Source organism: Hippea alviniae EP5-r (genome assembly GCF_000420385.1).
GTDB classification, from domain to species: Bacteria; Campylobacterota_A; Desulfurellia; order Desulfurellales; family Hippeaceae; genus Hippea; species Hippea alviniae.
In genome coordinates this window covers 271,175-288,905 of the sequence record NZ_ATUV01000002.1, presented here as the reverse complement: position 1 = coordinate 288,905, position 17,731 = coordinate 271,175, and the positions used below count along the sequence as shown (strand labels likewise).

The following is a 17,731-nucleotide window of genomic DNA, read 5'->3' as shown; positions in this document are numbered from 1 at the left end:
ATATAAAACATCCTTCCTTTTCAAGAAACTTCTTGCTAAAAATCGTTTTTTTTGTATAGTTATGTTTGATAATGTGTGGTTTTGAGTGCAGAAACAGATAACAAAGATGGAGAGACGAAGATGAAAAAAATTTTGATTGTTTTGGTTGTGGTTTTCTTTGGGTTAACGAGCCTACCAAACGCCGCTACTCTTGTTGATAAAATCGTGGCAACAGTCGATGGCAAACCGATAACCCTGTATGAGCTTAAAAACATAGCCGGATTTTACAATGCAAAAAAACCGCAAGAACTATTAAACAGAGTGATAGATGATTATCTGATAAAAGAGTATGCAGAGAATGTTGGCATAACAATAAGCGATGATGATGTTGAAAGATACATAGAAAACCTTGCAGCTCAAAATAACCTAAGCACAGAAGAGTTTATAAACAAGATAAAGGCAAGCGGTATAGATTTTGACTATTACAAGGAAGGTGTAAGACTAATACTTTACAGGATAAAGTTTGCACGAAAGGTGTTTTTACCTTCAATAAAGATAACAGAGCAGGATATAAAAAATTACTATAAGCTGCACAAAAACGAGCTTTCAAGCTCAAACAAGATTGCCGTCTTAAGCATAATAACCTTAGACAGTCTAAAGAAAGCCCAAAAGGTATATAAACTCCTTCAAAAGGGTAAAGATTTTTACAAACTCCTTGAAAAATACTCTTTAACCAAAGATAAGACAAGGGATGTGCCTATTTCTGCTCTAAACCCGTATCTTCAAAGCCAGATTCTAAGCCTAAAGAGTGGCGAACATACAAATATAATAGAGTCAGAAGGCAGATTTTACATAGTAAAACTTATAAAGATAAAAGAAGCTGAAGACATAGATCAACAGATAAGAAATATTCTTATAGACAAACGCATAAATTCAAAGCTAAAAAGCTGGCTGAAGCTTGTTAGGGCAAGAAGTGACATCGAGATTTATCTAAAATGAGATTAGACCAGTTCTTGAAGGAGTCAAGAATAATAAAGCGCAGAACTGTTGCAAAGCAGATGTGCGATGAAGGTTTTGTGTTCGTAAACTCAAAAAAAGCAAAAGCATCCTATGAAGTAAAGATGGGTGATGAGATAGAGATATACTTCAAGCAGAAAAAGATAAAATACAAGGTTGAAGATTTGCCGCAGAAAGGCACGCCAAAATCCTTAGCTAAAAAATATTACACTACGATTAGCGAGGAGTATTATGAATAAACCACTATTAGGCGTTAGTATGGGAGACCCTGCGGGCATAGGCCCTGAGGTGATTTTAAAGCACTTAATATACGAACCAAGCTCTAAACACAAACTCGTCATTTTTGGCTCAAGCGCAGTTTTTGAGTATTACCTTGAAAAGTTCAACCTTGCTATGCAGATAAACTCCATAAAGGATGCAGAGTCTATTCAAAACTCTTACAAAGATGGAGAGATTAATATCGTTGAAGTGGACAAGTTTGACATCGATGAACTAAAGGTTGGCCAAATCAGTGCGGCCTGTGGAGATATAGCATTTAAAAGCTTCGTCGCAGGCGTTGAAGCAACAAAGAACGATTATGTAAGTGCCATTATAACGGCGCCTTTCAGCAAAGAAGCAGTTAATTTAGCCGGGCATAAGTATGCAGGCCATACAGAGATTTTAGCAGAGCTTACCGGAGTAAAAGAGTATGTTATGATGCTTGCTGCAAAGCGTTTCAGAATTGCCCTTGTAACAACGCATGTCCCATTAAGAGAAGTTCCAAAACTCATCACAAAAGAGAGAGTTTACAAAACGATAAAGATAGTAAACGACGATTTAAAGAAGTGGTATGGCATGCCAAAACCAAGAATAGCCGTTGCAAGTCTAAACCCGCACAACTCAGAAGGTGGTCTTTTGGGTGATGAAGAAGAAAAAGAGATAATACCTGCAATCAGGCAGGCTCAAAGCGAAGGAATAGATGTTGAAGGCACATTCTCTGCCGACACCATATTCGTCAAAGACAGACGCAGCGATTATGATTGTTTCATAAGCATGTATCACGATCAGGGATTGAGTGTTTTGAAGGCGTTATACTTCGACACAAGCGTAAACATAACGCTCGGCATACCCATAATAAGAACATCGCCAGATCACGGAACGGCTTTTGACATAGCTGGCAGATTCATAGCAAGCCACAGAAGTTTCTCAGAAGCCGTCAATCAGGCATACAGAATGGCACGATGGAAGCAAAGAAACAGCTCGGGCAACACTTCTTAATAAACGAAGGTGTTGCCCTTAAAATAGCTAAGCAGTGCGAAGGTGAATCTCTAATCATTGAGATTGGGCCTGGCAAGGGAGCCCTAACCGAAAAGCTTTTAGTCGATAATAGAACAGTTATCGGCGTTGAGTTGGACAGGGAGCTTTTTGGCTATCTAAAAGAAAAGTTCAAAGGTAAGAATTTTTATCTGATAGGAGGGGATGCAGCGCACCTTAAGATAAAAAGAAAAGCTGTTATATGTGGCAACCTGCCATACAACTCAGCAAAAGCTATAATAAAGAATTTCGTTTTACAGTTTGATTTTATACCAAAGATGGTTTTTATGGTTCAAAAAGAAGTTGCAGATACCATAACGGCAAAACCACAAACAAAGGAGTTTTCAAAATTCAGTGTTTTATGTCAGCTCTATTACGACACAGCAAAGCTGTTCAATGTCTCTGCAGGCTCATTTAAACCAAAACCAAAGGTCGTATCAAGCGTTGTTAAGTTCAAAAGAAAAAAGAGCAGTTATCAAATAGATAACAGCTTTTTTAAATTTATCGATAAACTATTTTCATATCCAAGAAAAACCGTGAAAAATAACTTAAAACCCTTCTCTGTGAGAGAAGAGTTTGCACATAAAAGACCATCCGATTTAAGTTTGGATGAAATCTATTATCTCTGGAGAGAAGAATGGCAGAATTCGTAAAAATCATAGCTTTGGGTGGATTAGACGAGATAGGCATAAACTCAACCGTATTTGAGACTGAAAACGACCTAATCCTGATAGATGCAGGGTTAATGTTTCCAGAAGAAGATATGTTAGGTGTCGATATCGTAATACCTGACTTCACATACATTTATGAAAACAAGGATAAATTCAGAGCGTTAGTTCTAACTCATGCACATGAAGACCATGTGGGAGCAATTCCTTATCTACTTCAGAACATAAAGGTGCCTATATACGGCACAAAACTTACGCTTGGCCTTGTAAAGGCAAAACTAAAGGAGTTTGATTTAACAAACATAGAGATGATTGAGATAGAACCATCAAAAAAGTTCACAATCGGTGATTTTAAGATAGAGCCTATCAGAACAACACACTCAATTGTTGATGGCGTCGGTTTTGCAATAACAACGGATGTGGGCGTTATTATTCATACGGGTGATTTCAAAATAGACCAGACGCCCGTTGATGGTAAGCCGTTCGACATGCTCAAATTTTCAGAGTATGGTTCTCGCGGTGTAAAGCTGCTTTTAAGTGATAGCACAAACGCTACAGCCAAAGGATTTACAGGCTCTGAAAAAGAGATAAAAAAAGGGTTCTTTGATATATTCTCAAATGCCAAAGGCAGAATCCTGCTTGTCACATTTGCATCAAACATACACAGAATACAGCAGGTTATAAATACAGCCGTCGAGACGAATAAAAGAGTCTGCATAACCGGAAAAAGTATGATACAAAATGCAACCATAGCTATGGAGCTTGGATATTTAAAGGTTCCAGAAAATGTCTTAATAAGCGAAGACGATATCTGCAAATACCCAGACAAAGAAGTCATAATCGTAACAACAGGTTCTCAAGGCGAACCGATGAGTGGATTATCCCGTATAGCGTTAGGCGAACACAAAAAGATTAAGATAAAACCAACAGACACAGTTGTTATCTCAGCCAAAGCAATACCCGGCAACGAAAGGGCTATCCTAAAAATCATAAACACGCTCTCCCGCAAGGGTGCTGATGTCTTTTATGAAGGCAATTCCAATGTCCATGTCTCAGGCCATGCATCACAGGAAGAGTTAAAACTAATGATAAACATGGTAAGACCTGAATACTTTATGCCCATACACGGCGAATACATGATGAGAAGGCAGCACGCAAAGATAGCTCAAGAGCTGGGCATAAAGCCACAAAACATATTCAACATAGATAACGGCGATATACTCAAGATAACAAAGGATGGCGTTAAAGTCGATGGAAAGATAAGAACAGGCAGAGTGTTTGTTGATGGCAAGGGTGTTGGAGATGTTGAAGATGTTGTAATCAGAGACAGAATGAAACTCTCAACAGACGGGTTTGTCGTTGTCATTGTTACGGTAAGCAACACAACGGGTGAACTTTTAAGCAATCCAGAGATTATAACAAAGGGTCTGCTGTATGAAGAGAAATCCCAAAAGCTTTTACACGAAGCAACTATGATGGTAAAAAACCTAATAAACCAAAGCAATATAGATTTAAGAACAGACGCATACGAAATAAAGAAAAAAATCAGAAAGGCGATGAACAAGTTTTTACACAAAAAACTCATGAGAAATCCGATGGTTCTGCCAATAATAATGGAGATTTAAATGAAAAAACTAAAACCTTTTCCTTTAATCAATCTCTTTTTGGCACTCATCATAGTCTTAGCCCTTGTTTCTTATCACTTTAGTGATATCTTTTATCCATATCAGAACATAAAAAACTTCATAGGACTCTTTGGAGCAAAGCTATCATTCTTCCTTTTAAACAGGTTTGGCATTTTGGCTTTTCTTATTCCGCTTTTTATGGCGCTAAGCCTTTTCTCTTTTGCTAAAAGCCCATTAAAATACATAAGAAGCATACTCTTTTCACTTCTATTTATAATCTTTTTTGACATTGTGCTATATGCAACAGTTTCGATAAACAGGGCAAACCTTATAAATCACGGCTTCTTTATCTGCGGCAGTATAGGTTATATGGTTGGCTCATCGGTTATATTCTTCTTGGGTAAAATAGGCACATTCATTATATTTTTGCCGCTCTCATTTGCCATTTTATACATAGCCCAAAAGGAGTTTTTTGTCTTTCTTATCTCTCTCATTCCAAAAAAAGAGAACAAAGAAGTAAAAAAAAACGACAAAGAGAGAATAACAAACAGCAAGACTCATAAAGAGACTTTAGAAGAAAAACAACAAGAACAACCAAAAGAACAGCCTAAAGAAAAAACAGAAAAAACCAACCCAGAAAACACAAGTTCAATCAGAATAGATACAGAGTATTTAGAGAAAAAAGACGAGACAGAGACAGAAAAAACCGAAAGAGAAGCAGAAGACGGATATACATTTCCGTCTATTGAACTTTTGGATGAACCTATCCAGATTGGCGATGAAGAGTTTAACAGGCAAGAGATAGAAGAGAGTGCAAGAAAGTTAGAAGAGAAACTCAGACACTTTGGTGTCGATGGCAAGGTTGTTGGTGTAAAACCAGGCCCTGTCGTCACTATGTATGAGTTTAGACCCAAATCCGGCATAAAAATCAGCAAGATAGCTAACCTTTACAACGATTTAGCTTTGGCAATGGAAGCGATGTCAGTTAGAATCATAGCTCCCATTCCAGGCAAGGCAGCTGTTGGTATTGAGATATCAAACAAACAGAGAAAAACCGTCTATATGAAGGAGATTATCGCATCAAAAACATTTATGAACTCAACGAGCAAACTAACGCTCGGCTTAGGCAAAGATACGGTTGGCAATGTATTTGTAACGGACTTAACAAGAATGCCACACCTTCTGATTGCTGGTGCAACAGGTTCGGGCAAAAGCGTATCGCTCAATACGATGATTGTAAGCATCCTATACAAAGCTACGCCAAAGGAAGTAAAGTTCGTCATGATTGACCCGAAGATTTTGGAGCTTTCCATGTATGACGGCATCCCGCATATGATGATGCCCGTCGTTACAGACCCAAAAGAGGCAGCAGCAGCCTTGAGCGCTCTGGTAAACGAGATGGAGACACGATACAAAATAATGAACGAGACAGGCGTAAGGAATATTGAAGGTTTCAATAAAAAGGCAAAAGCAGGCAGTATAGATTATCCACCCATGCCCTATATCGTCGTTGTAGTTGATGAGCTTGCAGATTTAATGATGGCAAGTGGCAAAAAGGTTGAGATGTATATCGAAAGATTAGCTCAGAAGGCAAGGGCAAGCGGTATTCACCTAATCGTTGCAACACAAAGGCCAAGCGTCGATGTTATAACCGGATTAATCAAGGCAAACTTCCCTGCAAGAATCTCATTCAAGGTAACATCTAAGGTTGATTCAAGAACAATTTTAGACCAGCAAGGTGCTGAAGCCTTACTCGGTATGGGAGATATGTTGTTTATGCAACCCGGTGCTGCAAGCTTAATTAGGGTTCACGGAGCATTTATAAGCGATAACGAGATAAAAAGAGTAACAGACTTTGTAAAATCACAAGGCTCGCCAGAATACAACGAAGAGCTAATTGAAGCAACAAAAGAGATAGTGGGCATAACCGAAAATGACGAAGAGTTAGACCCGATGTTTGAAGAAGCCGTCAGGGTAATAAAAGAAGGTGGCAATCCGTCAATTTCGTATTTGCAAAGAAAATTAAAGATAGGATACAATAAAGCTGCAAGAATTGTTGAACAAATGGAGAAAAAAGGTATACTGTCAAAACCCGACCACAGGGGGAAAAGGGAAATCCTTATTTAGGAGGGATTTAAAATGGCTCTGATTGTTCAGAAGTATGGTGGAACAAGCGTTGGCTCTATTGAACGCATTAAAGTCGTAGCCCAACACATTAAAGAAACAGCAGAAAAAGGTAATAAGGTAGTCGCCATTGTATCTGCAATGGCTGGCGAAACAGATAAATTAATTAAAATGGCAAAAGAACTATCAAAAAGACCAAGCGAAAGAGAGATGGACTTACTTTTGTCCAGCGGTGAGAGAATCTCAAGTGCCCTTGTTGCCATAAGATTAAATGAGATTGGTGCTAAAGCTGTTGCAATGACAGGAAGGCAGTGTGGCATCGTAACAGACGAGATACATACAAAAGCACGAATAAAATCAATTGATGCTAAAAGAATATTTGAACATTTGGATAATGGAGAGATAGTTATTGTTGCAGGATTTCAGGGAATTAGTGAGACAACAGGAGATGTAACAACCTTGGGAAGAGGCGGCTCAGATACAACAGCCGTTGCCATAGCAGCAGCATTAAAGGCTGATATGTGTGAGATATACACCGATGTCGACGGCATCTATACAGCAGACCCACGAATCGTTAATAATGCCAGAAAGCTGGATAAAATCAGCTATTCAGAGATGATGGAGCTTGCAAGCTTGGGTGCTAAGGTGCTTCAAATACGTTCTGTTGAGTTTGGCATGAAATACAATGTGCCGATCATGGTTCTATCAAGCTTCACATTTAATCCGGGAACCTTAGTAACAAAGGAGGACAAAGAGATGGAGAAAATCGTTGTTTCTGGGGTGGCACACGACAAAAATCAGGCAAGGCTCAAGATAAACAAGGTTAAGGATGAACCAGGTGTTGCAGCAAAGATATTTGATGAGATAGCCAAAAACAACATCAATGTTGACATGATTGTCCAGAATGTTAGTGATGATGGTAAAACAACGGACATATCTTTTACGGTTCCAAGAGACGACGCAGATAAGGCGTTTGAAATACTGCAAAACTTATCAAAAGAGCTAAACGCTGGAGAAGTAAGCATAAATAAGGATGTGGCAAAGGTATCTATTGTTGGTGTCGGTATGCGTTCACATCCAGGTGTTGCAGCGAAAATGTTCAACACCTTGGCAACTGAAAACATAAACATAAGGGCAATTACAACCTCAGAAATTAAAATATCTTGTCTTATAGATGAAAAATATACAGAGCTTGCAGTAAGAGCATTGCATGATGCGTTTGAACTATATAAAGAACAATAAGGAGGGCTTTAAATGTTTACCTTGGACTTCGAAAAGCCCATCTATGAGATAGAAGAGCAGATAGCCAACCTTAAAAAGATGGCCGAAGAGCGTAATATAGATGTTCTTGACGAGATAAGGAAACTCGAAGAGAAGAAAAATCAGATATTAAAAAGGGAGTTTGAAAATCTCTCCATAGACAAGATAATAAAAATAGCAAGGCATCCAAACAGACCATACACCCTGGATTATGTAGAAAGAATTATTGATGACTTTACAGAGATTCACGGCGATAGAAGATTTGCAGACGATAAGGCTATTGTTACGGGTTTTGGCTATATAGATGGACAAAGGGTTGCAATCATAGGCCATCAAAAGGGCAAAAACACAAAAGACAACCTTTACAGAAACTTCGGTATGGCAAACCCAGAAGGATACAGAAAATCCCAGCGCATAATGAAGTTAGCAGAGAAGTTTAACATACCTATTATAACATTTGTTGACACACCCGGAGCATACCCAGGTATTGGAGCAGAAGAGAGAGGTCAATCCGAAGCCATAGCCACAAACCTAAAAATGATGTTTGAAACAGAAGTGCCAATTGTGGTTGTTGTAACAGGTGAAGGTGGCTCTGGTGGTGCTTTGGCTATTGCAGCAGGCGACAGAGTCGGAATGCTGCAGTTTGCAATATACGGCGTTATATCGCCAGAAGGTTGCTCATCAATCCTATGGAGAGATACAGAACATTCAATCGATGCTGCAAAGGCAATGAGAGTGGGAGCAAAAGATTTATATGAGCTCGGCGTAATTGATGAAATAATAGAGGAGCCTTTAGGTGGAGCGCATAGAGATTACGATAAGATAGCAGAAAATGTAAAAGACTTTATTTTGAGAAGTTTCGAAGAGTTGCTTGGACTCTCAAAAAAGAAACTCATTCAGAAGAGATGGGAAAAATGGAGAAAGATGACAACGCAATTTCTGTAAAACTTGAAGAGCTAAGAAAAAACATAAGTGATATAGATAAAAAAATCATAGAGCTTCTAAATAAGCGTGCTGTCTTAGTAAAGGAAGTGGGCAGGCTAAAGCAAAAAAGTGGTCTGCCCTTTTATTCTCCCGACAGAGAAGCAAAGATATACAAGATGATTGAAGAGCTGCCCAATGGAGAGTTTCCCAAAAAAAGCCTAAAAAACATCTTCAGAGAGATAATGAGTGCTTCTATAAGACTGGAAGAGCCTTTAACCATTAGCTATTTAGGACCTGAAGCCACCTTCACACATCAGGCGGCAATCGAGCGATTCGGCCTTTCCCTGCATTACATAGCCGAAGAATCGATTGAAGATGTGTTTATGGATGTTGAAGCAGATAGGGCAGATTTTGGCGTCGTTCCAATTGAAAACTCTATAGAAGGTGTTGTTCACTATACGCTCGATATGTTTACAAACTCAAATGTGAAGATAGTCTCAGAAATATATATAGACATTCATCACAACCTTCTCTCAAAGGCAAAGTCTCTGCAAGAGATAAAGGCAATATACTCTCATCCCAACGCTCTTGGTCAATGCAAAAGCTGGTTAAAAAAACACCTGCCCAATGTTCCACTGTTTGAAACTGTCTCAACAGCCAAAGCAGCCAAAATAGCAGAGAAGGATAGTTCTGCTGCGGCTATAGCAAGCAAAGCCGCAAGCGAAATCTATAATCTTAACATCTTGGCAAGCGGCATAGAAGATAAAACAAACAATACAACACGCTTTCTTGTTATAGGCAAAAACATACCTAAACCCACAGGCAACGACAAGACATCGTTTATGTTCTCGATAAAAGATAAGGTTGGTGCACTGTATGAGATATTAAAACCATTCTACGACAATAAAATCAATCTAACACGCATAGAATCCCGTCCATCAAGACAAAAGAGCTTCTCATACATCTTCTATGTTGATGTGGAAGGGCATATTCAGGACAAAAACCTGCAAGATGCACTCTCTAAGATAGAAAATCTGACCGTATTTTTAAAAATCTTAGGCTCTTATCCTAAATCAACATACAAAAACTAATCTATGCCTTCTATCTCATAACTTTTAATATACTTCTCTATCTTCTTAAGCTCTTCTGCTTCCTTTTTTCTTTCCTTCTCTATCTCTTCAGGCTTTCCTTCTCTTAAAGCCGATATCTCTTTCTCAAGCTCCTCAATTCTGTGCAACAGATACCTTATAACCTTACCTTCGACATCCGGCAGTTTTGTATGCTCAAGGTCAACCTTTTTATCAATCTTCTCTTTCTTTATAACCTTTGCAGGGATACCAACAACCGTTGAATTTTCTGGTACATCTCTAATTACAACACTGCCTGAGCCAATCTTTGAGTTATCACCAATCTTCAAAGCACCAAGCACCTTTGCTCCACTGCCAACTACCACATTATTGCCAACAGTTGGGTGTCTTTTTACTTTTTTTAAACTCGTTCCACCGAGCGTAACACCTTGATACAGTGTCACATTGTCGCCAATTTCTGCCGTTTCACCAATAACAACACCCATTCCGTGGTCTATAAAAAACCTTTTACCAATTTTTGCACCGGGATGTATCTCAATACCTGTTAAAAATCGGGAGACATGCGATACAAATCTACCCAAAAACTTAAAATCATGCTCCCATAAGAAGTGTGCAACCCTATGAAACCAGAGTGCATGGAGTCCTGGATAGCAGAATATAACTTCGGGAATGCTCCTTGCTGCAGGGTCTCGCTCAAACACAGCATCTATGTCTTCCTTTATTGTCTCTAATGCACCGGTCTTTTTCAAAGCAACATAACCGGCAGTCAATGTTATTGCTGTCCAACCCAATTTAACTGGAAGCTTCTTCATCTTGACTCTCCTTCTTCAAAAATTCTTCAACAAGCTCACTCTGCATCTTCATCATTTTATCAAACTTCTCCATAGTCTCATGCGTATAACCCAAAAGATGCAAAAAACCGTGAGCAATGATAAAAAGCATATACTCAAAAGGGTCTTGATTCTTCTCTTTTGCTTCTTTTTCTATCGTATCAAGCGAAATAGCTATATCTCCAAAAACATTTCCATCGTATCCGTAAAAACTCAACACATTGGTTGGTGCATCTTTTCCTCTAAACTCTTTGTTTAAATCTCTTATCTCATCATCATCACAGAAAAGAATATTGAATTCTTTAGACTTGTCCACTCCAAAGCTGTCAAATAGAAATTCAACGAATCTCTTTATCGTTTCGCTATTATAAAATGCACTAACCTTGTGTTCTATTAGGGTTAAATTCATTTTCGCCTTTTGCATTCAACTTACAGGTTTCTCCAGCTACATTATCCTTTTTCTCGTCTTCTGGATACTCAATCCTGTGATGGAATATACCAACCAAAACCTTAACAAAACTATCAACAATAAGATTTAAATCCTTTAGCGTCAACTCGCACTCATCAAGCTGGCCATCTAAAAATATTTTATTTGTTATATCCCTTACAAAATCCCTTAAGTGTGCAACCGTAGGATTGGAAAGTGTTTTTGATGCTGCTTCAACTTCATCTGCTATCATAACAATACCCGCTTCTTTTGTCTGCGGCTTAGGGCCTGGATACCTAAAATCTTCTTCCTTAGGGTTTAAACCATTCTCCTTTGCCTTGTTGTAAAAATACTTTATCAAACTCGTTCCGTGGTGTTGCTGGATAATGTCTATTATGTAATTGCCGAGCCTATGTTTTTTTGCTATCTCAACACCATACTTTACATGGTTCTTAATAATCAAAGCGCTAATCGAAGGTTTTAGTTTATCGTGCGGATTGATGCCGTCAACCTGATTCTCTATAAAATAGAGCGGTTTTTTTATTTTGCCTATGTCGTGGTAGTATGAGCCAACCTTAACAATCAACGGGTTTGCTCCTATCTGCGTTGCTGCAGCTTCAGCCAACGACGACACAACAATGCTATGATGATAAGTTCCTGGTGCTTTAATGGCAAGCTCCTTTAGTAAAGGATTATTAAGATTACCTAATTCTAATAGTTTTATATCCGTTGTGATGTTAAACGCATATTCAAAAACCGGCAAAAACCCACTTACAATTATAGCAGAGAGAACACCACCAAAAGAGCCAAAGGCCAAATCTATCAGCATTGATTTGTTAATCTCACCATTTTTAAGTGTGTAAAATAGAAGAATAAACAGAAGACTGCTTAAAGAGACATACAAGCCAGCTTTTATAACACCTGTTCTTGTCTTCTCTTTTCTTATGCCAAAAATTCCAGCTATATTACCCAGAAAGACATAAACACCTACAAAAAACATCTCTGGATTCAAAAGTAGCCAAGCAGAGACACCAAACAGAATAGAAACCAAAAATGCAAGCTCAAAGTCTATCATAATCGCAACCATCATAGAAGCAACGGCAAATGGTGTCGCAAAAAGAACTGCTGTTTGTGGAAGGTCAACATTGGAAAATGTGATAACATTTGACAAATAAACAAATAGCTTAAATAAAAGAATTTGTATAACAACAAGGCTCTCTGTAATTGCAAGTAGCTTAGCTTCGCTTATCCATTTATTCTTTTTTGCCTTCGTTATTCTGTAAACTTCATACAGTATAAAACACAAAACCATAAATAGGAGCATATCAGCTACGAACTTAATATAGGTATTCTGTTTCTGCTTTAAAGAGTTTAAAGCATTAAGTTTAAGATAATCAGCTTTAGTAATAACATCTCCACTGCGTACAATTATTTCACCTTTGGATATTTTGAAAAAAACTTTGTTAACTTTTTTTGCTGCTTCCTGCTTCTTCTGCCGTGTTGCAAGAGAGTTGAATGTTAAATTAGGAACAATCAACTGAGATATTAAATCCCAGACAGTATTTCTCAAACTAACATCATCGACAATACTTTTAAGTCTATTATATGCAATTATCTTTGCTCTTGTTGTATCTATCACATCATCTTTACTTAACAAACGTTCTTTTTGGGGGTTTTTGATGCTCCTTATAATGATTTTATCGGGTGAGAATTTATAAAGTTGTCTTACAGAGTTCACGATATAGTAATGTTGCAGCGTGTTGAGTGCATCCGAAGCATATTTGAATATATCATCCTTATTGTATCTTAAAATTCTCATAAAAAGCGGATGAGACGGTTTTATCTTTAATATTTCAAAAAACTTTTTTTCAGAGCTCTTTAAATCTTCATCGTTTATTTGATTTAACGCCTTTTTTAAAGAGTCTATGGCATTTGAAAAAACATTGGCATTATAATCAAACACAGGCGGTGTGTTATTCATTGCTTCTTCTATTCTTTTCTGGGTTGCCTGTTTGTCTTCAACAAGCATAGAAACGGTTGCTCTGATTGTTTTTGGCGCTATATCGCCTATCTTTAGATTGTAATAGTTCTCAGATGAGCGTGGAAAATTCAAAATAATGATAACAACGAAGAACAGAATGGTTATCACATACTTGTTAAAAACCTTCTCAAAGAAGTTTTCTATGTTATCGGCTAAATCATCTTTTATCTTTTTTAGCTTCATCACTCCCACTCTATTGTTGATGGTGGCTTTGAAGATATATCATAAACCACCCTGTTTACACCTTCAACTTCGTTTATAACCCTATTTGAAATTCTACCCAACAGTTCATAGGGTAGTCTTGACCAGTCAGCCGTCATGCCGTCAACACTCTCAACAACACGCAGAGCAACAACATTTTCATAAGTCCTTTTATCACCCATAACACCTACAGTTGAGATGGGCAACAAAACAGCAAAAGCCTGCCACACATCGTTATAAACGCTTGCCTTTTTTATCTCTTCAATTACGATAGCATCTGCTTCCCTTAAAACATTTAATCTCTCTTGTGTTATCTCGCCAATCACCCTTATAGCAAGACCGGGCCCTGGAAACGGATGTCTGTTTATAAACTCATCATCAAGTCCAAGCTTTTTGCCCAACCTTCTAACTTCATCCTTAAACAGCTCCCTTAACGGTTCAATAAGCTTGAAGTTTAAATCTTTAGGCAAGCCACCAACATTGTGATGGCTCTTTATTGTTGCCGACGGGCCTTTTACAGAGACACTTTCTATCACATCTGGATATAGTGTGCCTTGAGCCAAAAACTCAACATCATCGTACTCTTCAGCAATTTCTCTAAATACATCTATAAATGTATGGCCTATGATTTTTCTCTTTTTCTCTGGGTCAATTACACCCTTCAATCTCTCCAAAAAGAGTTCAGATGCATCGACATAGCGTATATTCACGCCCAATTTTTTAAAGGATTCAAGCACATATTGAGCTTCGTTTTTTCTCAAAAGTCCGTTGTTGACAAAAACGCCTATAAAATTCTCACCGATTGCCTTATTCATTAAAACGGCAACAACACTCGAATCAACACCGCCAGACACAGCACCAATAACCCTTTTATTCTTAACCGTTTCTCTTATCTGATTTATCTGCGTCTCAAGGAAGTTCTCCATATTCCAGTTCGCTTCTGCGCCACATATATCAAACACAAAACGGGCTAGTATCTGTTTGCCTTTCTTGGAGTGGTGCACTTCAGGGTGAAACTGAACAGCCCAAATTCTTCTTTTTGTATTCTGCACAACAGCAAACGGTGAATTATCCGTATATGCAACCGACTCAAAACCTTCGGGTAACTCTTCAAGCCTATCGCCATGACTCATCCATACAACAGAGCCATCAATCTCTTCATCTATAAGCTCATTTTTCTTTTTTAGTCTAATTATTGCAGGTCCATACTCCCTTTTTTTGGATGGTGCAATCTTGCCAGAGAAAAACTTGGCTATAACCTGCATACCATAACAGATGCCAAGAATAGGCAAACCAATCTCAAAAATCTCTCTACTCGGCAGTGGAGCGTCGTTATCGTAAATACTTGAAGGTGAACCGCTCAAAATAATGCCTTTTACATCTGTTTTATCAAAATACCTATTAAAGGGCACAATCTCGGCATATACACCCAACTCCCTGATTTTTCTTGCTATCAGCTGAGTGTATTGACTGCCAAAATCGAGTATTATTATCTTATCCATTACTCTCTCCTATCACACAATCTGCGACAGCAACATCAACAGAACCGACAGAGCCGCTAAAGTATAGGTTGTTTGAGACATTGATAATGCGCTTTATCATCTCATAAAAATTATCGGCAAAGGTGGCGGATTTAAAGTAAGAGACAAGCTCACCGTTGTGTATCAAAAACCCGTTTATTCCAAATGAGAAATCGCCACTCACTGCATTTGCCATATGAAGACCCATAATCTCTGTGATATAGACGCCATCTATCATGTTAAGCAGCTTCTCAAAAGGCAAATCAGACGGCTTGACATAGAAGTTAAAAGGCCCAACATCGACCGATGCAAGCGAGCTTCTCTTTGCATTTGCCGTATTTTTTTGGTTTAACTTAGATGATGTATAACTATTGTGCATAAATGTCTTCAAAACGCCATCTTCAACGATTACCGTATCTTCTCTTCTGTTTCCTTCGTGGTCAAAAGGCAAGGCATAAGGCCTATTTTTGAAGCTTTTAGCATCAATAATCGTTATGCAGTCGCTAAAGACTTTTTCACCCAATTTACCTTCAAACGGCGTTGTATGGTTTATAACGCTGTAAGCACTAAATGCCGAGATAAAATGCGCAAGCATATCTCTAAACACGCTGTTTTCTATTATAACGCTGTATTTTTTTGTCTGAATTGGCTTTGGATACAGCTTATTTACGGCTATACTTGCGGACTTCTTAGCCAAAAAGTCAAAATCTATACTCTCTAACCTATCGGCATCTAAATGAAAATAACCCAAATCGGCAATCTTGTCTTCAGCTAAAACTTCAGCTGCAGCAGAAACCAAACTATAGCTTCCTTCTGCTTTAACTCCATAGCTGTTTGCTACTTCAAATCTCTTATAAGAGATACCAAGACCAATGCTTTTTGTCTGTTTAACCCTTTTGTCAAACTTACCAATCTTTTCGACAGTCTCTTTTAAAAGCTCCTCTGCTTCTGCACTCTTTATGCTCTTAAACTCTGCTTTAACTTCAGAAAAAACAATCGGCTCTTTCGGCAAAATATCTGCGTCAACATCCTTTGCAAACTCAATAGACGATTTTATCTCATTTACAATATCGTCTGGATTATCAAAACCGCTAAACCAACCTGCAGCAAATTTACCATTTTTAACAGCCCTTATACCGCAACCCTTTTTCTCTTCCAAACCCTTTGAAAACTCTTTGGAATTCTTAAGCTCAAACTCTTCGGACTTACTCTCTTCAACATACACTTCAACTTCATCAAAATCATCGGCAATCTTGTTTAGAATCTCTTCAGCTAACACTTAACCACCCTCCCATGGCTTTGGCAGAAATATCTTCTGGTATAGATTCAAGGCAAATCTGTCTGTCATGCCTGATATATAGTCAACAACAACCGTCTCTATATCGTCTGAATAGTGCTTCTCTATCAAATCTGGATGTTCCATAAAGTAATCAAACAGATCACTTAATATCTTTTCTGATTTTTTAACTTCGCTCATAACCCTATCGCTGTAATAGACATGTTCAAAGAGAAAATCCCTTAATTTATTCAAAGCTTCAAGCACATCTTCTTCCATCGAGATAAACTCATAGTTCTTGTCCTGTGTATCCTTTATCACACTTTTAACCATAGTTGCTATTCTTTGTGCATGGCTGTTTCCAAGCACATCGGATATATCTTTTGGTATATCGCTCTCTTTAATTATCGATGCCCTTACAGCATCGTCTATGTCGTGATTTACATACGCTATAATGTCTGCAATCCTAACAATCTGGCCTTCAAGCGTATTGGCAAGGTTGCTTTTATCTTTTGGGATTATTGCCCCTCTGCCTTTGGAGTGCTTCACTATACCATCTCTAACTTGGTTTGTTAAATTCAAGCCTTTACCATCTTTTTCTATAACATCAACAACACGCAAACTCTGAACCCAATGCTTAAAACCCTTTTTTGACTTCTCATTGAGAATCTTCTCACCAGCATGACCAAATGGCGTATGACCCAAATCATGCCCGAGCGCTATCGCTTCTGTTAAATCTTCGTTTAAAAGCAGTGCTTTTGCTATGGTTCTTGCAATCTGGGATACTTCTAAGGTGTGCGTCATTCGGGTTCTGTAATGGTCGCCACCGGGAGAGAAGAATACCTGCGTCTTATGTTTTAGTCTTCTAAATGCCTTGCTGTGGATAATCCTATCCCTATCCCGCATGAAATCCGTTCTTACAGGGTCTTTCTCATCACCCTTGGGTCTTGTTGCATTTTTAGACAAAAAAGCATATCTGCTTAGCGTATCTTCTTCTATCTTTTCAAGGATTTCCCTTATTAGCATAAATCAAGCTCTTTTAAAAACCTATACCAGATGTATCGCTCAAGCTCTTCAATTTCCAAAAAGCAGGCTTCTTTTTTGACAAACAGGGGAGCTTCAGATAACAAGCCCAAAATCAAAGCATCATCTATATTAACTGGAAGGGATTTTATCTCCTTTGAATCTGTAAGGTTAACAACTGCTCTATCTTTGTATCCATCAAGCACAACAACTGAGTGAATACCAAGGCCAGTCATATTTAACAGATTCAACAGAAGCTCATAAACACTGTTATTCTGAACATATACACCGTGAGCAAGAAGAGAGATCATTTTACCCTTTTCAGCGTCGGTTCTAAACTTGTATGTATAGCCTTCATCGTCTTCAAAATAGATATCACAAAAATCATCGCTTAAATCTATATCGGTAAGCTCAATTCTAACCATCGCTATTCAC

General features: G+C 38.2%; 16 protein-coding genes. 9 read left to right on the top strand and 7 right to left on the bottom strand.

Annotation, left to right across the window (positions count from 1 at the left end; all coding sequences use genetic code 11):
• Positions 1-120: 120 nt before the first annotated feature.
• From G415_RS0108210 to pheA, 9 genes are read left to right on the top strand one after another with little or no spacing between them, the layout of a single operon-like run.
• Positions 121-978, top strand: coding sequence for a peptidyl-prolyl cis-trans isomerase (locus tag G415_RS0108210; protein ID WP_022671199.1), 858 nt, complete (start codon positions 121-123; stop codon positions 976-978).
• On the top strand, positions 975-1,235 hold the full coding sequence (locus G415_RS0108205) for an RNA-binding S4 domain-containing protein (RefSeq protein ID WP_022671198.1): 261 nt from the start codon (positions 975-977) through the stop codon (positions 1,233-1,235). The genes G415_RS0108210 and G415_RS0108205 overlap by 4 nt, the downstream gene beginning before the upstream one ends.
• Positions 1,228-2,253, top strand: a complete 1,026-nt coding sequence (pdxA, locus tag G415_RS0108200; RefSeq protein WP_022671197.1) for a 4-hydroxythreonine-4-phosphate dehydrogenase PdxA — start codon at positions 1,228-1,230, stop codon at positions 2,251-2,253. The genes G415_RS0108205 and pdxA overlap by 8 nt, the downstream gene beginning before the upstream one ends.
• Positions 2,217-2,942: a 16S rRNA (adenine(1518)-N(6)/adenine(1519)-N(6))-dimethyltransferase RsmA gene (rsmA, locus tag G415_RS10315; RefSeq protein WP_022671196.1), complete on the top strand. Its 726-nt coding sequence runs from the start codon at positions 2,217-2,219 to the stop codon at positions 2,940-2,942. Before pdxA ends, rsmA begins: the two co-directional genes overlap by 37 nt.
• A complete protein-coding gene (locus G415_RS0108190; protein WP_022671195.1) occupies positions 2,927-4,582 on the top strand; it encodes a ribonuclease J in 1,656 nt (551 codons plus the stop codon). The genes rsmA and G415_RS0108190 overlap by 16 nt, the downstream gene beginning before the upstream one ends.
• Entirely contained in the window at positions 4,583-6,709 is a 2,127-nt protein-coding gene (locus G415_RS10310) for an FtsK/SpoIIIE family DNA translocase (protein ID WP_022671194.1), read from the top strand.
• Between the two features lie 12 nt (positions 6,710-6,721).
• Complete coding sequence (locus G415_RS0108180) at positions 6,722-7,948, top strand: aspartate kinase (RefSeq protein ID WP_022671193.1); 1,227 nt, start codon at positions 6,722-6,724, stop codon at positions 7,946-7,948.
• 12 nt (positions 7,949-7,960) lie between these two features.
• A complete protein-coding gene (locus tag G415_RS0108175; protein WP_022671191.1) occupies positions 7,961-8,911 on the top strand; it encodes an acetyl-CoA carboxylase carboxyltransferase subunit alpha in 951 nt (316 codons plus the stop codon).
• Complete coding sequence (pheA, locus tag G415_RS0108170) at positions 8,881-9,981, top strand: prephenate dehydratase (RefSeq protein ID WP_022671190.1); 1,101 nt, start codon at positions 8,881-8,883, stop codon at positions 9,979-9,981. The genes G415_RS0108175 and pheA overlap by 31 nt, the downstream gene beginning before the upstream one ends.
• Here the strand turns inward: pheA and cysE are convergent.
• From cysE to G415_RS0108135, 7 genes are read right to left on the bottom strand one after another with little or no spacing between them, the layout of a single operon-like run.
• Positions 9,978-10,790: a serine O-acetyltransferase gene (gene cysE / locus G415_RS10305; protein WP_022671189.1), complete on the bottom strand. Its 813-nt coding sequence runs from the start codon at positions 10,788-10,790 to the stop codon at positions 9,978-9,980. The genes pheA and cysE overlap by 4 nt on opposite strands.
• Complete coding sequence (gene ybeY / locus G415_RS10300; RefSeq protein ID WP_022671188.1) at positions 10,771-11,217, bottom strand: rRNA maturation RNase YbeY; 447 nt, start codon at positions 11,215-11,217, stop codon at positions 10,771-10,773. Before ybeY ends, cysE begins: the two co-directional genes overlap by 20 nt.
• Positions 11,186-13,459 carry an HD family phosphohydrolase gene (locus tag G415_RS0108155; RefSeq protein ID WP_022671187.1) on the bottom strand — a complete coding sequence of 758 codons (2,274 nt, stop codon included), beginning with the start codon at positions 13,457-13,459 and terminating at the stop codon, positions 11,186-11,188. Before G415_RS0108155 ends, ybeY begins: the two co-directional genes overlap by 32 nt.
• Complete coding sequence (gene guaA / locus G415_RS0108150; protein WP_022671186.1) at positions 13,459-14,979, bottom strand: glutamine-hydrolyzing GMP synthase; 1,521 nt, start codon at positions 14,977-14,979, stop codon at positions 13,459-13,461. The genes G415_RS0108155 and guaA overlap by 1 nt, the downstream gene beginning before the upstream one ends.
• Positions 14,972-16,276 carry a TldD/PmbA family protein gene (locus G415_RS0108145; RefSeq protein ID WP_022671184.1) on the bottom strand — a complete coding sequence of 435 codons (1,305 nt, stop codon included), beginning with the start codon at positions 16,274-16,276 and terminating at the stop codon, positions 14,972-14,974. The genes guaA and G415_RS0108145 overlap by 8 nt, the downstream gene beginning before the upstream one ends.
• Positions 16,277-17,299: a deoxyguanosinetriphosphate triphosphohydrolase gene (locus G415_RS0108140; RefSeq protein ID WP_022671183.1), complete on the bottom strand. Its 1,023-nt coding sequence runs from the start codon at positions 17,297-17,299 to the stop codon at positions 16,277-16,279. It abuts the gene before it with no gap.
• The gene (locus tag G415_RS0108135) at positions 17,293-17,721 is read right to left on the bottom strand and encodes a hypothetical protein (RefSeq protein ID WP_022671182.1); all 429 of its coding nucleotides are present in this window, start codon (positions 17,719-17,721) and stop codon (positions 17,293-17,295) included. The genes G415_RS0108140 and G415_RS0108135 overlap by 7 nt, the downstream gene beginning before the upstream one ends.
• Positions 17,722-17,731 lie beyond the last annotated feature (10 nt).

Bases quoted from the DNA above. Each gene is read 5' to 3' on its own strand.
- G415_RS0108210 (WP_022671199.1), top strand. From the start codon at position 121: ATGAAAAAAATTTTGATTGTTTTGGTTGTGGTTTTCTTTGGGTTAACG.
- G415_RS0108205 (WP_022671198.1), top strand. From the start codon at position 975: ATGAGATTAGACCAGTTCTTGAAGGAGTCAAGAATAATAAAGCGCAGA.
- pdxA (WP_022671197.1), top strand. From the start codon at position 1,228: ATGAATAAACCACTATTAGGCGTTAGTATGGGAGACCCTGCGGGCATA.
- rsmA (WP_022671196.1), top strand. From the start codon at position 2,217: ATGGAAGCAAAGAAACAGCTCGGGCAACACTTCTTAATAAACGAAGGT.
- G415_RS0108190 (WP_022671195.1), top strand. From the start codon at position 2,927: ATGGCAGAATTCGTAAAAATCATAGCTTTGGGTGGATTAGACGAGATA.
- G415_RS10310 (WP_022671194.1), top strand. From the start codon at position 4,583: ATGAAAAAACTAAAACCTTTTCCTTTAATCAATCTCTTTTTGGCACTC.
- G415_RS0108180 (WP_022671193.1), top strand. From the start codon at position 6,722: ATGGCTCTGATTGTTCAGAAGTATGGTGGAACAAGCGTTGGCTCTATT.
- G415_RS0108175 (WP_022671191.1), top strand. From the start codon at position 7,961: ATGTTTACCTTGGACTTCGAAAAGCCCATCTATGAGATAGAAGAGCAG.
- pheA (WP_022671190.1), top strand. From the start codon at position 8,881: ATGGAGAAAGATGACAACGCAATTTCTGTAAAACTTGAAGAGCTAAGA.
- cysE (WP_022671189.1), bottom strand. From the start codon at position 10,790: ATGAAGAAGCTTCCAGTTAAATTGGGTTGGACAGCAATAACATTGACT.
- ybeY (WP_022671188.1), bottom strand. From the start codon at position 11,217: ATGAATTTAACCCTAATAGAACACAAGGTTAGTGCATTTTATAATAGC.
- G415_RS0108155 (WP_022671187.1), bottom strand. From the start codon at position 13,459: ATGAAGCTAAAAAAGATAAAAGATGATTTAGCCGATAACATAGAAAAC.
- guaA (WP_022671186.1), bottom strand. From the start codon at position 14,979: ATGGATAAGATAATAATACTCGATTTTGGCAGTCAATACACTCAGCTG.
- G415_RS0108140 (WP_022671183.1), bottom strand. From the start codon at position 17,299: ATGCTAATAAGGGAAATCCTTGAAAAGATAGAAGAAGATACGCTAAGC.
- G415_RS0108135 (WP_022671182.1), bottom strand. From the start codon at position 17,721: ATGGTTAGAATTGAGCTTACCGATATAGATTTAAGCGATGATTTTTGT.